The sequence below is a fragment of the Emticicia fontis genome (assembly GCF_054779675.1).
Window position 1 is genome coordinate 156770 of sequence record NZ_BAAGXU010000066.1, and the last position, 17605, is coordinate 174374.

9 protein-coding genes are annotated in these 17605 nt (G+C 38.2%); 3 read left to right on the top strand and 6 right to left on the bottom strand.

Going from position 1 to position 17605, the window contains the following annotated elements; genetic code table 11:
* The first annotated feature begins 220 nt into the window (after positions 1-220).
* The 3 genes from ACYVFA_RS26195 to ACYVFA_RS26205 are packed head-to-tail and all read left to right on the top strand — an operon-like array spanning position 221 to position 1810.
* Complete coding sequence (locus ACYVFA_RS26195; RefSeq protein ID WP_460474825.1) at positions 221-949, top strand: helix-turn-helix transcriptional regulator; 729 nt, start codon at positions 221-223, stop codon at positions 947-949.
* A 37-nt stretch (positions 950-986) separates the two neighbouring features.
* Positions 987-1445 (top strand): GyrI-like domain-containing protein, encoded by a 459-nt coding sequence (locus ACYVFA_RS26200; RefSeq protein WP_460474826.1) that lies wholly within the window; start codon positions 987-989, stop codon positions 1443-1445.
* A gap of 2 nt (positions 1446-1447) precedes the next feature.
* Positions 1448-1810: a DUF1801 domain-containing protein gene (locus tag ACYVFA_RS26205; protein WP_460474827.1), complete on the top strand. Its 363-nt coding sequence runs from the start codon at positions 1448-1450 to the stop codon at positions 1808-1810.
* Positions 1811-2048: 238 nt separating this feature from the next.
* Here the strand turns inward: ACYVFA_RS26205 and ACYVFA_RS26210 are convergent, their stop codons facing one another.
* The 6 genes from ACYVFA_RS26210 to ACYVFA_RS26235 all read right to left on the bottom strand — a co-directional run bounded on the left by ACYVFA_RS26210 (position 2049) and on the right by ACYVFA_RS26235 (position 17580).
* Positions 2049-4481, bottom strand: a complete 2433-nt coding sequence (locus tag ACYVFA_RS26210; protein ID WP_460474828.1) for an ABC transporter permease — start codon at positions 4479-4481, stop codon at positions 2049-2051.
* A 408-nt stretch (positions 4482-4889) separates the two neighbouring features.
* The gene (locus tag ACYVFA_RS26215) at positions 4890-7283 is read right to left on the bottom strand and encodes an ABC transporter permease (protein ID WP_460474829.1); all 2394 of its coding nucleotides are present in this window, start codon (positions 7281-7283) and stop codon (positions 4890-4892) included.
* Between the two features lie 97 nt (positions 7284-7380).
* The gene (locus tag ACYVFA_RS26220; protein ID WP_460474830.1) at positions 7381-9816 is read right to left on the bottom strand and encodes an ABC transporter permease; all 2436 of its coding nucleotides are present in this window, start codon (positions 9814-9816) and stop codon (positions 7381-7383) included.
* 152 nt (positions 9817-9968) lie between these two features.
* The gene (locus tag ACYVFA_RS26225; RefSeq protein ID WP_460474831.1) at positions 9969-12404 is read right to left on the bottom strand and encodes an ABC transporter permease; all 2436 of its coding nucleotides are present in this window, start codon (positions 12402-12404) and stop codon (positions 9969-9971) included.
* A 229-nt stretch (positions 12405-12633) separates the two neighbouring features.
* On the bottom strand, positions 12634-15081 hold the full coding sequence (locus ACYVFA_RS26230) for an ABC transporter permease (protein ID WP_460474832.1): 2448 nt from the start codon (positions 15079-15081) through the stop codon (positions 12634-12636).
* A gap of 84 nt (positions 15082-15165) precedes the next feature.
* Positions 15166-17580, bottom strand: coding sequence for an ABC transporter permease (locus tag ACYVFA_RS26235; protein WP_460474833.1), 2415 nt, complete (start codon positions 17578-17580; stop codon positions 15166-15168).
* Positions 17581-17605: the final 25 nt, after the last annotated feature.

Sequence of the window (17605 nt, forward strand, 5' to 3'; positions counted from 1 at the left end):
AAAACTGTCCTATTTTAAGATAATTCAGAATAATTCTGCGATGAAAGACTATTAATAGACTATTACTAAGCATAAATGAGCTGGTTTTGCCGAGTTTTCTTTGATTGAACAGCCAATTGACGCTAAGTCAGATTTTATTTATACTCAAATAGTAGTATTATATATCTATTGCCTGATACACTTTTTAACTATTTTTGGCGTATCAATACTAGATTCATCCATGTTTGATTCTGAAACCCCAAGGCTCTCAAGACTAACTGCCATTATCACTTTTTTGCAAACAAAGCGCCTGGTTACTTCTACCGAATTGGCTAAGAAATTTGGTGTAAGTATCCGAACGATTTATAGAGATATCAGAGCTTTGGAATTATCTGGTATACCTATCTTGGTAGAAGAAGGGAAGGGATATTCTTTGGTGGAAGGTTTTGCACTGACCCCTGTTATGTTTACTGAGACTGAAGCCAATGCCTTAATAACGGCTGAGCAACTGGTACTGAAAAACAGTGACACTTCTTTTATCAAAAATTATCAGGATGCACTCATTAAAGTAAAGGCCGTATTACGTACAAATACCAAAGAAAAAGCCCGGATATTAGCCGAAAGAATTGTATATAGAAATAACACTCCGCAAAGCGGTAGTAGTCATTATCTCTCAATTATTCAGTTGGCATTGACCAATTATTCACCTATCTGTATTGATTATGTCTCCCAGGAAAATAATATAAGCCAGAGAGTAGTTGAGCCTTTTGCCTTATACAATACGCAGGAAAACTGGGTATTGATTGCCTATTGCAGGTTAAGAAAAGAAAATCGCTCTTTCCGGTTAGACCGGATACAGGCTTTAGAAACTTTAACTGAAAAGTTTCAACCGCAGAATATCACATTACAGGAATATTTTGATGCCATGAGAAAGAAATATTCTGATACCCCTGACATACCACTGTCTTAGCACAATTCTAGTTTTGCCTGAAACAAAAAGCAAAATCATGAATTTAACACACATCCCAACATTTGCCTTTATTGGCCTAAGTATCAGAACAACGAATGAAAATCAACAAGCCATGCAGGATATACCTGCACTTTGGGCTCAATTTTTTGCAGAAAATACGCTTGCCAAAATTCCCAACAAAATGGATGATACACTGTATTGCATCTATACCGATTATGAGAAAGATTATACTGAACCGTACACTACCCTTTTAGGCTGCAAGGTGGAAAACCTTGAAAGTATTCCTGATGGATTAACAGGTAAATTAATAGAGGGAGGTACTTATACAACTTTTACGGCTAAAGGAAATATCAACGAGGGAATTGTGGCGCAGGAATGGATAAAAATCTGGAACAGTGATATAAACAGAGCTTATACAGCAGATTTTGAGATATATGGAGCAAAGGCGCAGAACCCCGAAAATGCAGAAATAGATATATTGATAGCTATTGAATAAATATGTTAAGGCCAATAGACCAATATTTTGAACAACTGGAAGAACCAACCAAAAGTTGTCTGATTTTTCTGAGGTCGTATATACTAAAATACGACCCGGGAATCACAGAGACGTGGAAATATAAAATGCCTATGTATTGCTACAAGGGCAAAATGTTATGCTATTTCTGGGTACATAAAAAGTACAAAAGTAATGGCATTCCTCTATCCTATATTGGTGTTATTGATGGAAATCTGATAGATGAGCCGGATTTAATTCAGGAAGCAAGAGCCCGAATGAAAATCCTGCTCATTGACCCTCATGAGGATATCTCTGTTGAGAGGATTGACAGGCTTTTGGGAGCGATGGTTGAGTTGAGGAAATAACCTCATTCTTATCCCTTCCACATCGGTAATTCAACCCTACAAAAGAAACAGCGACTGAAGTCACCGACTAAGATAACAAAGGACATGACATCTTTCAAGTGCAGAATAAAGTCTGCACGAGCATAAGAATTATTCTATAAAGGTCACTTTATTGGCAAAATCAATGTTAAACAAGTTCTTACAAAAGAGTGCTTTCTCCTTGCTCCTTTTACCCGCAGCGGCAGACCGCCTTCTCCAATCATTCCGTTTTCAAAGATTTTACCGGATTCATCAGTGCGGCTTTAATAGATTGGAAACTAATCGTAGCAAAGGCAATTACAACTGCCGTTATACCTGCCAGGATAAATATCCACCAGCTGATTTCTGTTCTATAAGCGAAATCCTGTAGCCAACTGTGCATCAAATAATAAGCAATTGGTGAGGCTACTAGTAGGGCAATCAATACCAATTTGAGCAGATCTTTTGAGAGCAGAAGAATAATGCTTGGTACAGTAGCTCCTAAAACTTTACGGATTCCTATTTCTTTGGTGCGCTGTTGAACGATATAACTTACCAATCCTAATAAGCCCATGCAGGCAATCAGAATACCCAGAAATGAAAATATCCAGAATACCTGCTGAGATACCTTTTCATTTCTATATAGTTCTGCCAGATCAGCATCCAGAAAAGCATAATTAAAAGGCTGTTCAGGTAGAAATTTCTTCCATGTCTGTTGCAATTGATTGATGACTGATTGGAAATCTGGTGTATTGATTCTAACTGCCATCAGGTTGCTTGTTTTGGCAAAAAAGCGGTTATTAACAATAAAGAGAGGCGTGATTTTCTGATGGAGGGATGAAAAATGAAAATCTTTTACCACACCAATGACAGTATAAGTCATTTCAGCCTCTTCGCCTGTTGCCAGATTATCAGGGCTGAATACTTTTTGTCCGATAGGATTCTTTAAACCCAGTGCTTTTACCGATTCTTCATTCAGAATCACAGAGAGAGAATCGTTAAATTCTTTTTGAAAGAATCTTCCATCAGCCAAATCCATATTCAGGGCTTGTAGATAGCCATCATCGGCTACCATTGCCTTGCCCGTTACGGTTTCTTTCTCGCCACTTTTACGGAAACTAATGCCGAAGAATTGCTCCTGACCGGGTTCGGCGCTTGTCCCTCCTACTTTCTCAACGCCTGCTATTTTCTGTATTTCATCTTTAAAGACTTGTGTGCGGTCTTGTAAAAAGCCTGCTCCTCTCAAATGAATCACAAAATCTTTTGAATAGCCTAATTCTTTATTCTGAATATAATTCAACTGCCTATATACTACCAATGTACTGATAATCAGGATGATGGAAATAGAAAACTGAAAAACTACCAGGCCATTACGCAGATTATGTCCTTGTTTTTTAGATATAAACTTGCCTTTGAGTACTTGTATTGGCTGAAAAGATGATAAAACCCCAGCCGGATACAAACCTGCTATTAAACCTACGGCAATTGAAAGAATAAGCATTAATGGAATGGTCTTCCAGGTAAAGAAATCATCTAGTATCAAATGTTTGTTAGCCAGATTATTAAAAAATGGCACTGCTAACATTACTAATATTGTAGCAACAAACAAACTTGTGACACTTAACAAAACAGATTCCGTTAGAAACTGAATAGCGAGTTGAGATTTGGTTGAACCCAAAGTCTTGCGGATACCTACTTCTTTGGCGCGTTCGGTAGAGCGAGCCGTAGCCAGATTCATAAAATTGATGCAAGCAATCAATAGTACAAAAACCGCAATAACCATGAAAATATAGACCAGATTGCTACTTCCGTTAGCACCTAATTCAGCCTCCAGATTTGATTCTAAATGAATACTCTGCAAAGGTTGTAAGAAATAAAAATAGCCGTTGCCTGCTTTTACATACTCTTTATATGACACCCCGAAAGTTCGTTGTACCTCACCTGAGGCATATTTTTCGACAATGGCGGGTAGCTTAGCTTGCACCTGCTCAGGCGAAGTATGGGGTTTTAACAAGAGATAGGTTGCCGCAGCAAAGCTGATGTGATTAGTGGCTTCGGCAAACCGATTACCTTTTACTGAACTCAGGAAATCAAATTGAAAATGGGCATTTTTAGGCATATCTGCACTAATTCCTGTTACCTGAAGTTTTGGCCCCTGAACTAATTCGATATACTTACCAATAGCATTTGTTGTTCCGAAAAACCGTTTGGCTGTCGTTTCAGTTAAAACCACCGAATTCGGTGCCATGAGCGCTTTGTCAGGATTACCATATAGCAAAGGCAATTTAAACACTTTGAAGAAATTAGAATCCGCAAAAAAAACGTTTCTTTCCTGATATACCTGATTATTATGTCTGATAAGTGTTTCTCCACCATTATTAAAAATCCTGACAGTCTCTTCTACTTCCGGCAATTCTTTCTTGACTGACCGAGCATAAGAGGGAGGAATAATGGCATATTTTGTGGATCTGCCCGGATAAATGCGCTCAAGCGCCATTCGGTAGACTCTGTCACCATTTTGCCAGAACTTATCGTAGCTTAATTCATCAAACACAAACATCAGGATCAGAATGCAGGAAGCCATTCCGATTGAAAGTCCGGTGATGTTAATGAGGGTTTGCAGTTTGTTTTTTAACAAATTCCGCCAGGCGATTTTTAAGTAGTTACGAATCATACACCTCGCCCCTAAAGGGGACTTTTTTTTTAGATAATGTTTCTCTCAATACTTCAGTTTTCTTTCAATATGTAGTCTAAGCGTGCAAAAATGCGCTACTAATTCTAGCATAAAAAGTTTGTGTGGTTCAATTAGCATTGTTTCATAAACATACTCCCTCAAAAAGCATACCTAAGAAATAATCAACTGATTTTCAACAACTTACAAAGAAACGATTAGCAAATTCCGTCCAGAAGTGGACAGTTTTTGTACGGCAGCGTACAATTTAAGGGAGAAAGGAAAATAGGGAATGGAAAAGAAAATACAGGTAAAAAATTAAGATTAAGTACCGAGAGAAAAGATAAACACGGAGAAGGGTTTCTTCCTTTCTCCGTGTTCCCGCGCAGCGTCCGCCTGTTCCTTTCTCCCTTATTCTGCTTTTAAAGATTTCACCGGATTCATCAAAGCTGCCCTGATGGCTTGATATAAGACTGTCAGAAGCGCAATGCCAATGGCCAGAATACCTGCTATAACGAAGATACCTGCACCAATATCTGTTTTATATGCAAAGCCTTGCAGCCAGTTGTTCATAAAATAATAAGCTATCGGGAAAGCAATGCCATTGGCAATTAATACCAGTCGGATAAAGTCTTTAGACAATAGCCCCACAATATTTCCGATGGTAGCTCCCAAAACTTTTCTGATACCAATTTCTTTTACTTTTTGTTCGGCTGTAAAAGTTATAAGACCGAATAAACCCATACAGGCAATTAGAATAGCCACACCCGTAAACCCGGCAAAAAGGCTACCCATGCGTTGTTCAGAACGATATTGTTTATTAAAAGCATCATCCAGAAAATAGTAGTCAAAAGGGACATCGGCTTCATATTTTTTATATGCTTTCTCGATAGATGCTACCTTTTGTTGCAAGTCAGATTTAGGGTCTATTTTTATATAGAGTGTACGTAGCTGAGTAGTATCTTTTACTACTTTCAGCACCATGCCATCTATTTTTTGTTGCAGAGAAGTAAAATTGAAGTCTTTCAATATTCCAACTATTTCGCGTCTTTCATTGGCCAATTGCAGATTTTGCCCAATAGGTTTTTCTGCTATTTTTAGTTTTTCAACACCTGTTTCGTTAATCACAATCTTATCGTTACCCAGAGCTAGTTGTTCCATATTGGCTGGTTTCACTTTCCAATCCAGTTGCAGGATTTTCAGGAAGTCTTCGTCTACTTCCATATTGTTGATACTTACATCTTCGTTGGTAGTTGGGGTTTTGGTAAAGTACATATTCCATCCTCCCGAGAACATAGATAAAGAAGAAGCACCTATCTGTTGAATACCTGCATCCTGTTTTAAATCATGTCTTAGGGCTGCCGTATGCTTCTGGGCTTCGTTTGATAAAGGCACTACCAATATCTGCTCTTTGTTCATGCCAATCTTTTTCGTTTGTAGATAGGACAATTGTTTCTGCACCACCATGCTGCAAATAATCATCACAACAGAAGCCATGAACTGGAATACAATAAATACCCGACGCAGATTAACACCCTGATTACCCGACGCAAACTTACCCTTTAATACCTGAATCGGTGAAAATTTAGATAGCAATAAGGCGGGATAACTGCCAGCTATCAAAGAGGTAAATACCAATAATCCTAAGAGAATACTCAAAAACAATGGACTGGTGATGAAAGAATTATCAATATTGAGGCTGAGCAGGTTATAGAAAGGTTGTTTTAAAACCTGAAATAATAGTAAAGCCAATACAAACGAAATCAGGCTTACGATGATCGACTCACCATAGAATTGAGTAGCCAGATGTTTGCGATTTGCACCTAAAACTTTGCGCACACCTACTTCTTTTACTCTGATAGTCGAGCGGGCAGTTGTAAGGCTCATGTAATTAATCAATGCCAGAAGCAAGACAATTCCAGCTATGATCAGGAATATGGAAACATATTTTGTATTAGAGAAATCACCCCAGTTATTACCTAAATGTGAATCAAGAAAGGGTACTAAAATATATGTCGTGTGAGCCATAAGCCCATTGTTCTCATCTTTAGTTACTACCTTTGGAATGACCTTTTCTACTTTAGCAACTGATTCAGATTTGTTCAATAAGAAATACGTCAGATAACTACCTGTTCCTACTAAATCATCCGATTCATACATTTGTCCTCTATCTCTTTTAGAGATTGCATCAAAGGTTGACAATGAACCGATGAAATCATAATCGAGAGTTGAGTTAGTCGGGAGTTTTTTAAATATCCCCGTTATTTTAAGAATATCTTTTTTATTGTAAGTGAGCGTCTTACCAATAGGGTCTGTATTGCCAAAATATTTTTGTGCCACCTCCTCATTAATCACTACAGTATTCGGCTCCGCCAGTGCAGTTTTTGGATTTCCCTGAATGAAATCAATAGAAAAGACATTGAATAGTGAAGGCTCAGAGAAAACAAACTTACGTTCAAAAAACTTATGATTTTCGTCAGATTTAATCACGACATCATCCTGAAATGACGCACCTACGCGTGCATAATCTTCTACTTCCGGATTAGCCTGTTTTACGGCATTGCCAAAGTTTTTTGATACCAGATTAAACTGCACGTCATTAGAGCCGAACTTCATTTTCACCAATGTCTGGAAGATATTCTTTCCGTTCCGGTGAAATTTATCATAGCTGAGCTCATGTGATACATAGAGCAGAATCAACATACAAACAGCCATACCAATGGCTAGTCCTGCAATGTTAATGATACTGAAAATCTTGTTTTTCAGTAAATTTCTGAAGGCGATTTTTAGATAGTTACGAAGCATAATTGTTACGGTTATAGCAAAATGGAGAAAGGAGTATGGAGAAAGAAAAATGGAAATTGTTTTTTCCTTTCTCCGTTTTCCCTGTTCCTTTCTTTACTTATTCTGATTTTAAAGATTTCACCGGATTCATTAGTGCAGCCCTGATGGTCTGGTAACTAATGGTCAGCAAGGCTATTGTGATGGCTATGATACCTGCCAGGGCAAATACCCACCATTTAACATCTATATGATAGGCAAAGTCTTGTAACCAACTGTGCATAGCCCACCCGGCAACCGGGAAGGCTATCAATGCTGCTATCAATACCAGCTTGACAAAGTCTTTTGTAAGAATCACAATGATACTACCGATACTTGCGCCTAAAACTTTGCGGACACCAATTTCTTTGATACGTTGCTCGGCTGCGTAAGTAGCAAGACCGAATAACCCTAAACAAGCAATCAGAATAGTCAAGATAGCTACTATCAGGAATATAGTTTGCTGTATCTGGTCTTGTTGATAGAATAAGTCCCATTGCTCGTCTAAAAAATGGTATTCAAACAAATGTTGCGGATCTATACTATGCAGGATATTATCCATCTGTTTGAGCGTTTCATTAATATTTTCGGTAGTAACCCTGCTGCTGAAATAATCAATGTTCTGAATAGGGTTATTTCGAAAGCCCAATACCATTGGAGAAACAGCCTGGTGCAAAGACTGAAAGTTGAAGTCTTTTACAATACCTACCACTCTTACATTAAATGAAGCATCTAATTTTTCGATACTGCCGCCAAAGTCAACACTTGGAATCTCAACAATCTGATTAGATGCCTGTGTGATACCTAGTTGTTTAGCAGCACTTTCGTTAATAATAACAGCCGTAGAGTCTGCTGTACCGGTATTACTGAAATTTCTTCCTTTCAATAGCTGAATATCATACGTTTTCAGAAACTGGTCGTCAATACCTAAAAAGTACATATCCTTTCCCTCTAGAGAAGTAACGTTTTCATTTTTCACCCTCACCTTCGCTAAGTTTTTCCATTCACCGGGTACACGTGAGCTGACTGACACATCTTTTACCTGTGATAATTTAGCAAACTCCCTCCTGATGGTTTCGGCACCGCGTCTTACTTTGCCACTATTAATATCTACTATTACCAATTGGTCTTTCTTAAAGCCCATATCTTTCGTATCTACATATTTCATTTGCATATACACGATAGCAGTTGCTATTATCATGATAATAGATAATGAAAACTGGAATATAACTAATAGACGACGAATAGAAAGATTTCCCTTACCAACATTAATTTTATTTTTCAGCAATAAAATCGGTCTGATACGAGATTGGAATAAAGCAGGATACATACCCGACATCAGACTGGCAATTACTACCACAATGCCAACACCTATCCAGATACGATAATCTGTACTAAAATCAAGTGTGAGCTCTTTATGTGTAAAATTATTGAAATAAGGGAGCAGGATCTGAACAACTAACAGTGCTAATATTAAAGCCAGGGCAGTCACTAAAAATGCCTCTGCTATAAATTGTCTGATCAAATTCTCACGTGATGCGCCTGCCGTTTTGCGTACGCCTATTTCTCTGGCACGATTGGCAAACCTGGCTGTAGTCAGGTTCATGTAGTTAATACAAGCAATCACCAATACAAATACTGCCAGCACGGCAAATATATAAATATAAGTAATATTCCCTCCTGATTGTCCCTCAATATCTGCCGAGTAAAAATGAATATTCTTTAAGGCTTGAAGCGAGTAGGCATACTTATCCTTTTCAGCTGGTGAGCGTTTAGATTTTATTAACTGATTGAGTTTTGCTTCTACATTATTACTCTGGGCTTTTTCATCCAAAAGCAGGTATGTATTGAAGCTATCTGAACTCCAGTCTGAACTAACAAAATCACGGAAACGCTTGCTATTAATGCTCGACTCCGAAAAAAGGAGGTTGAACGAGATATGTGAATTAACAGGGATATTTTTCAGTACACCGGTAATCGTATAGGGGATGGTGTCTCTGTCTACCTTAAGTGCTTTCCCGATAACATTGGTAGAATTAAAATACTTCAATGCCGATTCTTCTGTAAGAACCACCGAAAAGGGAGCAGTCAATGCAGTTTTGCGCTCACCTGCAAGCATATCAAAATCAAGGATTTCCAAGAATTCATTGCTGGCATATCCCAAATCTTCGTAGAAAACATTGGTATTTTCCATGGTGCCAACATTACTTCTACCTGCCCCTGTAAATCTGGCCGCCTTTTTGATTTCAGGGAAAGTTGTTTTTCCAACCTCTGATATCTGATAAGCCACACTGGCTACTTTAGCCTCTTTGCCCTCAGCAGAGACTTTTTTATTCACTACCCGATAAATATGATTGGCATGTGTATGAAAACTGTCGAATGTCAGCTCATCAAAAATGTACAAGGCGATTAAAATAAAGCTGGTTAAGCCAATCATTAATCCGAAGATATTGATAAATGAAAACACCTTGTGTCTCATCAAATTTCTCCAGGCGATTTTAAAGTAATTGCGAATCATAATTTTATTAGGTTAATGGAAAACGGTAAAAGGAAAAAGGATTTATTAATTACCTTTTTCCTTTCTATACTTATTTATTTTGTTTGAAATACTATTTGGGTCTATCAGCCCTCTTCGCCTACTTTCTCCTTGTTCCGTTTTCCATTCTCTCTTTACTCCGTCTTTAGCGATTTTATCGGATTCATCAGGGCTGATTTAATGGCCTGATAACTTACGGTTAATATAGCAATCAGAACGGCGATTATACCTGCCAGCGCAAATGTCCACCATTCGATTTCTATACGGTAAGTAAAATCTTTGAGCCATTTATTCATTAACAAATAAGCTATCGGACTGGCAATCAATAAGGCTATAACTACTAATTTGATAAAGTCTCTTGTTAGCAGCGTGGTAATACTGAATACTGATGCGCCTAATACCTTGCGGATACCTACTTCTTTGGTGCGTTGCTCAGCAATATAGGTTACTAACCCAAATAGACCCAGGCAAGCAATCAGTATGGTAAGTACTGCAAAAGTGATGGCAATTTTGCCGACACGTTGTTCAGCACGATACATTTCATCAAAACTTTCATCCAGAAAGTGGTAGCTGAAAGGCATTTCAGGAGCCATCGCTCTGTATTTCTGTTCTATTCTATCCACTAATCCTTTCAAGTCATCTGTACGTACTTTAAAGGCCATTGTCCAGTCACTTTTGCCTAATTGCATACTTAATGGCCCGATGGTTTCGTGCATAGACGAGAAGTGGAAGTCTTCCACAACCCCTATTATCTCAAAGACTTTAGTCTGATTTGAACCACCCCCCGTAGAAGTATAAAGTTTCTTTCCTATCGGGTCTTCATAGCCCAGAATCTTAGCCGTAGCTTCATTAATAATCATCCCACTCGAATCAGTACCGAAGTCCTTCGAAAAGTTTCTACCTTTCACCATCTTCATGCCCAACGTAGGAATATAGTTATAATCTACCCTCCAGTTCTGCATATTGAAGCCATTTTTCATATCCATGATGGCTTCTTTTGAGAAAGTATTATCGCTGCGAGACGAGTTAGAAACAGGTAGATAAGCGGCAGAAGCACCATTTTGTACTCCTGTCAGTTTCATTACTTCGTTTTTGAAAGATTCTGCTCTTTGTCCCAATGCACCCGTACCATTCACTATCAAAACCTGGTCTTTGTTGAATCCTACATTTTTGGTCTGGATATAATTGAGTTGTCGATAAACAATGATAGTACTGATAACCAGAAATATGGAAGTAAAAAACTGAAAGGTTACTAAGGCATTACGGAAATTACTTTTCTGGAATCCGGCATTTACTTTTCCTTTTAGTACCACAATCGGTCTGAAAGAGGAGAGGAAAAATGCAGGATAATAACCTGCCAATATGCCTACTACAATAGGTAATAATAAAAGAAAAGGTAAGGTATTTAGTGCGAATAATGAACTAAAAGTGAAAGATTTAGCGGCTAAATCATTAAAATAAGGCAGAGTAATCCAGGTTAGGATGATGGCTACCACAAAAGCCAGATAACTCATTAAAGTCGATTCTGCCATGAACTGGCTCATGAGCGTTCCTTTGCCCGTACCCAGCACCTTGCGGATGCCCACTTCTTTAGCCCGATTGGCGGAGCGAGCTGTTGAAAGGTTCATGAAGTTGATACAAGCCAGCAATAAAACAAAGAGTGCTACCGCCGAGAAAATATACACATACTGCATATTACCGTTTACGCCCATTTCAGGAAATCTATCAGATTTCAGGTGAATATCAGTCAATGGAATAATGCTGTATTCCAGTTTATTGCCCGACTTTCTGAACTCCTCGATGCTATTTACCTGCATGAATTCTTTGGCTTGCGGAATCACGTATTTCACGATTACCTGCTCTAGTTTTTTCTCAAATGCCTTGGCATCAGTTCCTTTTTTGAGTACCAGATAAGTATAGAAATTATGACTCAGAAAATTCCCGAATCCATAATCTACGTTATCCATCGAGAATAACATATCAAAATGGAAGTGTGAATTCTTCGGCATATCTTTCATTACCGCCGTGATATTATAACGTGTTTTTTCCTGGATACCTACTTCAAGACTTTTACCGATTACATCAGTTGTGCTAAAGTATTTTTTAGCTGCCGACTCACTGATTACCATCGTATTAGGCAGGTCTAAAGCAGTTTTCGGATTGCCGGCTATTAATGGGAAGCTGAATACATCAAACAAGGTCGAATCAGCATAAGCAACGTCGGCCTCATTGATATATTCATTTCCTTTTTTTACAAATTTAGAGCCTTCGCTGGTATAAAATCTTACGTATTGTTCTACCTCAGGATAGTCTTTTTTCAAGACAGCCCCAGCCGGATCGGCGCTTACGGCTAACCTCAAGTCAGTACCTCCGAAACGGATATCAGCTTGCAGGCGGTAAATCCTATCGGCTTTTTCATGAAATTGATCGTAGCTGAGTTCATCGACCACATATAAGCCTATCAGAATAAAACTGCTAAAGCCAATGGCCAATCCAGAGATGTTAATAAGCGAAAAGGTTTTGTTTTTCAACAAATTCCGCCAGGCGATTTTTAGGTAATTGCGTATCATAATTTTGTTGGAGAATGGAAAAAGCAGCAAGGAGAACGGACGTAATTACTATATTAATTACCTCTATTCAACTTTACTCTTCTTCCAATCATTTTTTGTTTAAAATATTGTCATTATGATAGTTAAGATGCAAAAAACACTTAAAACGTTACAAATGACTATAAACATTTCTATTGTCAAACTCTTCCGTTGCAGCTCCTTATTCCATTCTCCTTACTACTTTCTTCAACTACTCAGTTTTCAACGATTTCACCGGATTCATCAATGCGGCTTTGATTGACTGAAAACTGATGGTAATAATAGCGATAATGAGGGCTGAAATGCCTGCTATCAAAAATACCCACCATTGAATATTGATTCGGCTGGCAAAATCCTGTAACCATTGGTTCATAACCATCCACGCAAGTGGGAATGCAATCAATGAAGCAACGATAACCAGTTTCAGAAAATCTTTAGAGAGCAAGACCACGATGCTCGAAATACTTGCCCCTAATACCTTACGAACGCCGATTTCTTTGGTACGTTGCAATACGTTATAAGAAGATAAACCTAAAAGTCCCAGACAAGCTACGAAGATAGCCAGCATGGCAAAAAAGCCGAATACTTTTCCGAAGAGAATATCTGATTTATACTGACGGTCGAAATGCTTATCAAGGAAGAAGTAATTGAATGGGTCATTCGGGAAATAACGATTCCATAAGCCCTGAATCTCTGCTAAGCTTTTGCTGACATCATCCGTTTTCAATTTAATTGAGTGGAAGCCCCCGTTTCGTAGGTTTAATCTGGCTACCATCGGGTTAACAGCTCTTTTCAAACTTTCCTGATGAAAATCTGCCATTACCCCTATTACATTTACTGTGTCACCCCCTACTACAACTTTTTCATTAACCGCTTTTTGCGGACTTTCTATCCCGAAAGCCTTTACAGCCGACTCATTCAATAGTATATTTTTCCGATGCTTATCTTCACCAAATTTTTCAGAGAAAGCTCTTCCTGCTACCATTTGCATATTATAAGCCGGAACAAAATCATAATCCATCGACATGAGGTATACAGTTATTCTAAATTCTTTCGGATTACGAATCCATCTGGCCCCATTTGTCCAATATACTTCATCACCCGGAACAGTGGAAGATAAAGTGATATTTTCGGCCTCTTTCAGTTTAAGTACATCGTTTTTAAAGGGTTTAAACGAAGCCTGAAATAAAGAATCCTGTACAGAACTAGCCCCTTCGAGCACCAGTGTTTGAGTAATATCAACCCCCAGTTTCTGATTTCTCATATAATTGATTTGCTGATACACCACAATAGTGCCTATAATCAAGGCAATAGACGCCGAAAATTGTGAAACAATCAGTACACGACGCATAGACACGCCACCTGTCAACCTTGGCATAATACCTTTCAGAACGATTATAGGTTTTATACCTGACATCACAAAAGCCGGATACATACCAGACAAGAAAGTACCAGCTACAAAAACCAGTAACATAATCAGCCAGAAACCAGCATTATTGCTAAAGTTGAAAGTAATCTGCTGCTCCAGAAAATTGCTGAAATAAGGCATAGCAAAGAAAGAGACTGTAAAAGCCAAAGCTAATGCCGACAGATTAAGAATCAGGCTTTCCATCATGAACTGGCCCACCAGCTGTTCTCTTAAAGCACCCATTACTTTGCGCACTCCTACTTCTTTGGCACGTTCTAACGAACGAGCTGTTGCCAGATTGATATAGTTGGTCCAGGCAATAGCCAGAATAAAGAAAGCAATCAGAAACAACCACGATACGGCCTGACCATTGCCATTCACTTCTGCCTCCTGATTAAAGTTGGAATATAAGTGAATATCTGTCATAGGCATCAGATACGCCTCAGTTTTACGAGTACTTTTAGCCTCACGCTTAGAATTAATATACCGGTCGCAGAGGTCTGGCAATTTTGCCTGTACCTGCTCTATGGTAGCATCAGGACGAAGTTTAAAGTAAGTATAGAAATCATACCAACCCCAGGCAGTTTCAGTAGAATTGTCTGTATCGCCCTGTTCTTTAAGCGTCTTACCGAGCGTAGTATAGGATACCAGATAATCAATAATCAGGTGAGAATTTTTAGGATAATCTTTAAAAATGCCTGTTACCTCCAAAGCACGAGGATTCCCCATACCATTTGCTTTTAATACTTTACCAATAGGGTCTTCATTACCGAAATATTTTTTAGCATAGCTTTCTGAGAGCATTATCTTTTCAGGAGCGTTCAGAGCTGTCACAGGGTTACCCTTTACCATCGGTATCGTAAATATTTTTAATATCGACGGATCGGCAAAGTATCCTTTTTGTTCGTTGAATTTGATATTACGCGCTTCATTGGTGAGCAATACATTCGCATCAATCAGGCGACCGGCTTCTTCAATCTCAGGGAACTCCTTCTTCATCGTTGGTGCAAAGGCTGGGAAAACCGTCGCCGATTTCCATAGTAATTTGCCTTCGCTATAATTATCAATACGTAAACGGGCAATTCTGTCGGCATCTTCATGAAACCGATCAAAACCACGTTCATAATTTACGTATTGCAGAATCAGCAGACAGCAGGTCATACCGATAGCCAGGCCGAAGATATTCAGCAAAGTAAAACCCTTTCTTTTTGAAAGATTTCTTAAGGCAATTTTCAGGTAGTTTCGTAGCATAATTTTGTAGGGTTAAAGGACAACCGAGAAAGGAACATGGAGAGTTGTTTCTTCTTTCTCCTTGTTCCTTTTTCCCTTCTCCGACTATTCTATTTTCAATGATTTTATTGGATTCATGAGTGCCGCTTTAGTAGCCTGATAACTTACCGTCAAGAAGGCAATAATTAAAGTAGTCAATCCGGCAATGGCGTATATCCACCAGGCTAGTTCAATCTGATAGGCAAAATTCTTTAACCATTGGGTCATCAGCCAAGAACCGGCAGGAAAAGCAATCACACAGGCGATAAGCACCAGTTTTAAGAAATCTTTGGTAAAAAGGCCAATTACTTGCCCAACTGTTGCACCTAATACTTTTCTTACCCCTATCTCTTTGGTGCGTTGCTCAGCACTAAATGCTGCCAGGCCAAACAAGCCCAAGCACGCAATGAAAATGGTAATGAGCATGAAATAAGTAATGATACCCGAGGTTTTTTCTTCTTTCTGATAACTTCTCTGGAAATCCTGGTCAAGGAAATAATATTCAAAAGGAGAGGCAGGATTGAGTCTCTTCCAGATCTGTTCAATACTAGCGATGGTAGATTTAAAATTACCTTTTTGCAGATTAGCAATGAAGAAATTGTGTTGGTCTCCTTCAAGTTTTACAATGCCATATGGTCCGATGGCTTCGTGCAAACTATGAAAATTGAAGTTTTTAACAATTCCAATTATTTCTCTGTTTAACACTTTCCCTCTTTCCTCATAATTAACTCTTTTACCAACAGCATTTTTAACATCATAACCCAATTGTTTTATTGCTGACTCATTCAATATAATAGCATTAGAGTCTGCGGTAGAGTTCTTTGAAAATGACCTGCCATAAAGTAGTTTATAACCAAGGGTTTCGATATAATCATCGTTCGCTCTTGCAAAAAGGATATCCACTTTTTCTTCCATGCTTTTACCTTCTGCATAAAAAAACTGGTCTTCGACAAGCTGTATTCCGGGATAGCTTGTACCCGCAGAAGCTGAAATAACTTTAGCATTTTTCAGTGCCTCGCTTTTCAAAGCGTTATAATTATTAGCAGTAGCTGCACTTCTGAATGGTATAATCAATTGATGGTCTTTATTGAAACCTAAGTCCTGATTTCTGATTAAACCCATTTGTTTCCAAATGACTATTGTTACCAGAATGAGAGTAACAGAAATAGCAAACTGGAAAACAACCAAGCCTTTGCGGATAAATGTGGCTGAAATACTATTGATTAACTTTCCTTTTAAAACAGCAATTGGTCTGAATGATGATAAATAAAAGGATGGATAAAGCCCTGCAAGTATAGCTGTTACTAGTGTTAGTCCAACTACCCAAAGCAAAATAGATGGATTTTGGAGAATACTGATATTTTTCTGCGTAAAATTATTAAAAGCAGGCAGGCATAATTGTACTAATAATAAAGCAACAAAAAGCGCAATAAACGACATGATTAACGACTCTCCTAAAAACTGTTTGATGAGAGAGTCCTTATTAGCACCCATTACTTTTCTTACGCCTACTTCTTTGGCTCGTTTTTCTGAACGAGCCGTGGAAAGGTTCATAAAGTTGATACAAGCAATCAGTAGCAAAAAGGCAGCAATTGAACTGAATATATATATATAAGTCATGCTTCCATTGGCTGAAATTTCATTACCAATAGATGATTTCAGATATATCTCTTGTAGCGGTTGGAGGAAAATCGTTTTGGTTACATTAATAACCCTCATATCTGCACCGCCATTTCTTTCCCAAAATGAGGGTAATTTTCTCTCAAAAGCTACTCTATCTGTTTTAGGTTTTAACTTTATATACGTGTGAAAAATACTATTAATTGCCCAGTTAGTTTGCCTAACTACCCATTGCCCGACATCACCATTCTGCATAGAAATCAATAGGTGAGCATTAATATGAGATTTTTGCTGTTTATCTTTGAAAACACCTTTTACGGTATAGTTTAACTTACCGTAAGGAATTTCTACATTAATAACTTTGTCTACCGGATTTTCATTACCAAATATCTTATTAGCTACGGTCTCCGAAAGTACGATTGTATTAGGTTGAGTTAAGGCAGTTTCACTATTACCAAACTTAAAATCATAAGTAAAAACCTTGAAGAAAGTATCATCTACGTAGTAAGCATTAGTTTCGTAGAATTGCTTTTTCTCCTTTTCATTATTCAGAAGGACTTTATCAATATTCGGAAAATTAAGCAAACGAGTGGCTTCTTCAACTTCAGCAAAATCTTTCTTAAAGCCTTGTGCTACAGGAGCCGCTGCTGACGACCATTGTTCATCTCTGGTCTCTAATGCCACTCTAAAAATCCGATCTCCATTCTTATGATGTTTGTCGTAACTTAGTTCGTCTACCACATATAACATAATCAGCAGACAGGTAGCCAACCCTACTGACAAGCCAAAAATATTAATGAATGAAAAAGTCTTGTTTTTCAGTAAATTTCGAAAAGCAATTTTCAGGTAGTTTCGTAGCATAATTTTGTAGGGTTAAAGGAGCATA

Coding starts and splice junctions, on each gene's coding strand:
- ACYVFA_RS26195 (WP_460474825.1), top strand. CDS start 221: ATGTTTGATTCTGAAACCCCAAGGCTCTCAAGACTAACTGCCATTATC.
- ACYVFA_RS26200 (WP_460474826.1), top strand. CDS start 987: ATGAATTTAACACACATCCCAACATTTGCCTTTATTGGCCTAAGTATC.
- ACYVFA_RS26205 (WP_460474827.1), top strand. CDS start 1,448: ATGTTAAGGCCAATAGACCAATATTTTGAACAACTGGAAGAACCAACC.
- ACYVFA_RS26210 (WP_460474828.1), bottom strand. CDS start 4,481: ATGATTCGTAACTACTTAAAAATCGCCTGGCGGAATTTGTTAAAAAAC.
- ACYVFA_RS26215 (WP_460474829.1), bottom strand. CDS start 7,283: ATGCTTCGTAACTATCTAAAAATCGCCTTCAGAAATTTACTGAAAAAC.
- ACYVFA_RS26220 (WP_460474830.1), bottom strand. CDS start 9,816: ATGATTCGCAATTACTTTAAAATCGCCTGGAGAAATTTGATGAGACAC.
- ACYVFA_RS26225 (WP_460474831.1), bottom strand. CDS start 12,404: ATGATACGCAATTACCTAAAAATCGCCTGGCGGAATTTGTTGAAAAAC.
- ACYVFA_RS26230 (WP_460474832.1), bottom strand. CDS start 15,081: ATGCTACGAAACTACCTGAAAATTGCCTTAAGAAATCTTTCAAAAAGA.
- ACYVFA_RS26235 (WP_460474833.1), bottom strand. CDS start 17,580: ATGCTACGAAACTACCTGAAAATTGCTTTTCGAAATTTACTGAAAAAC.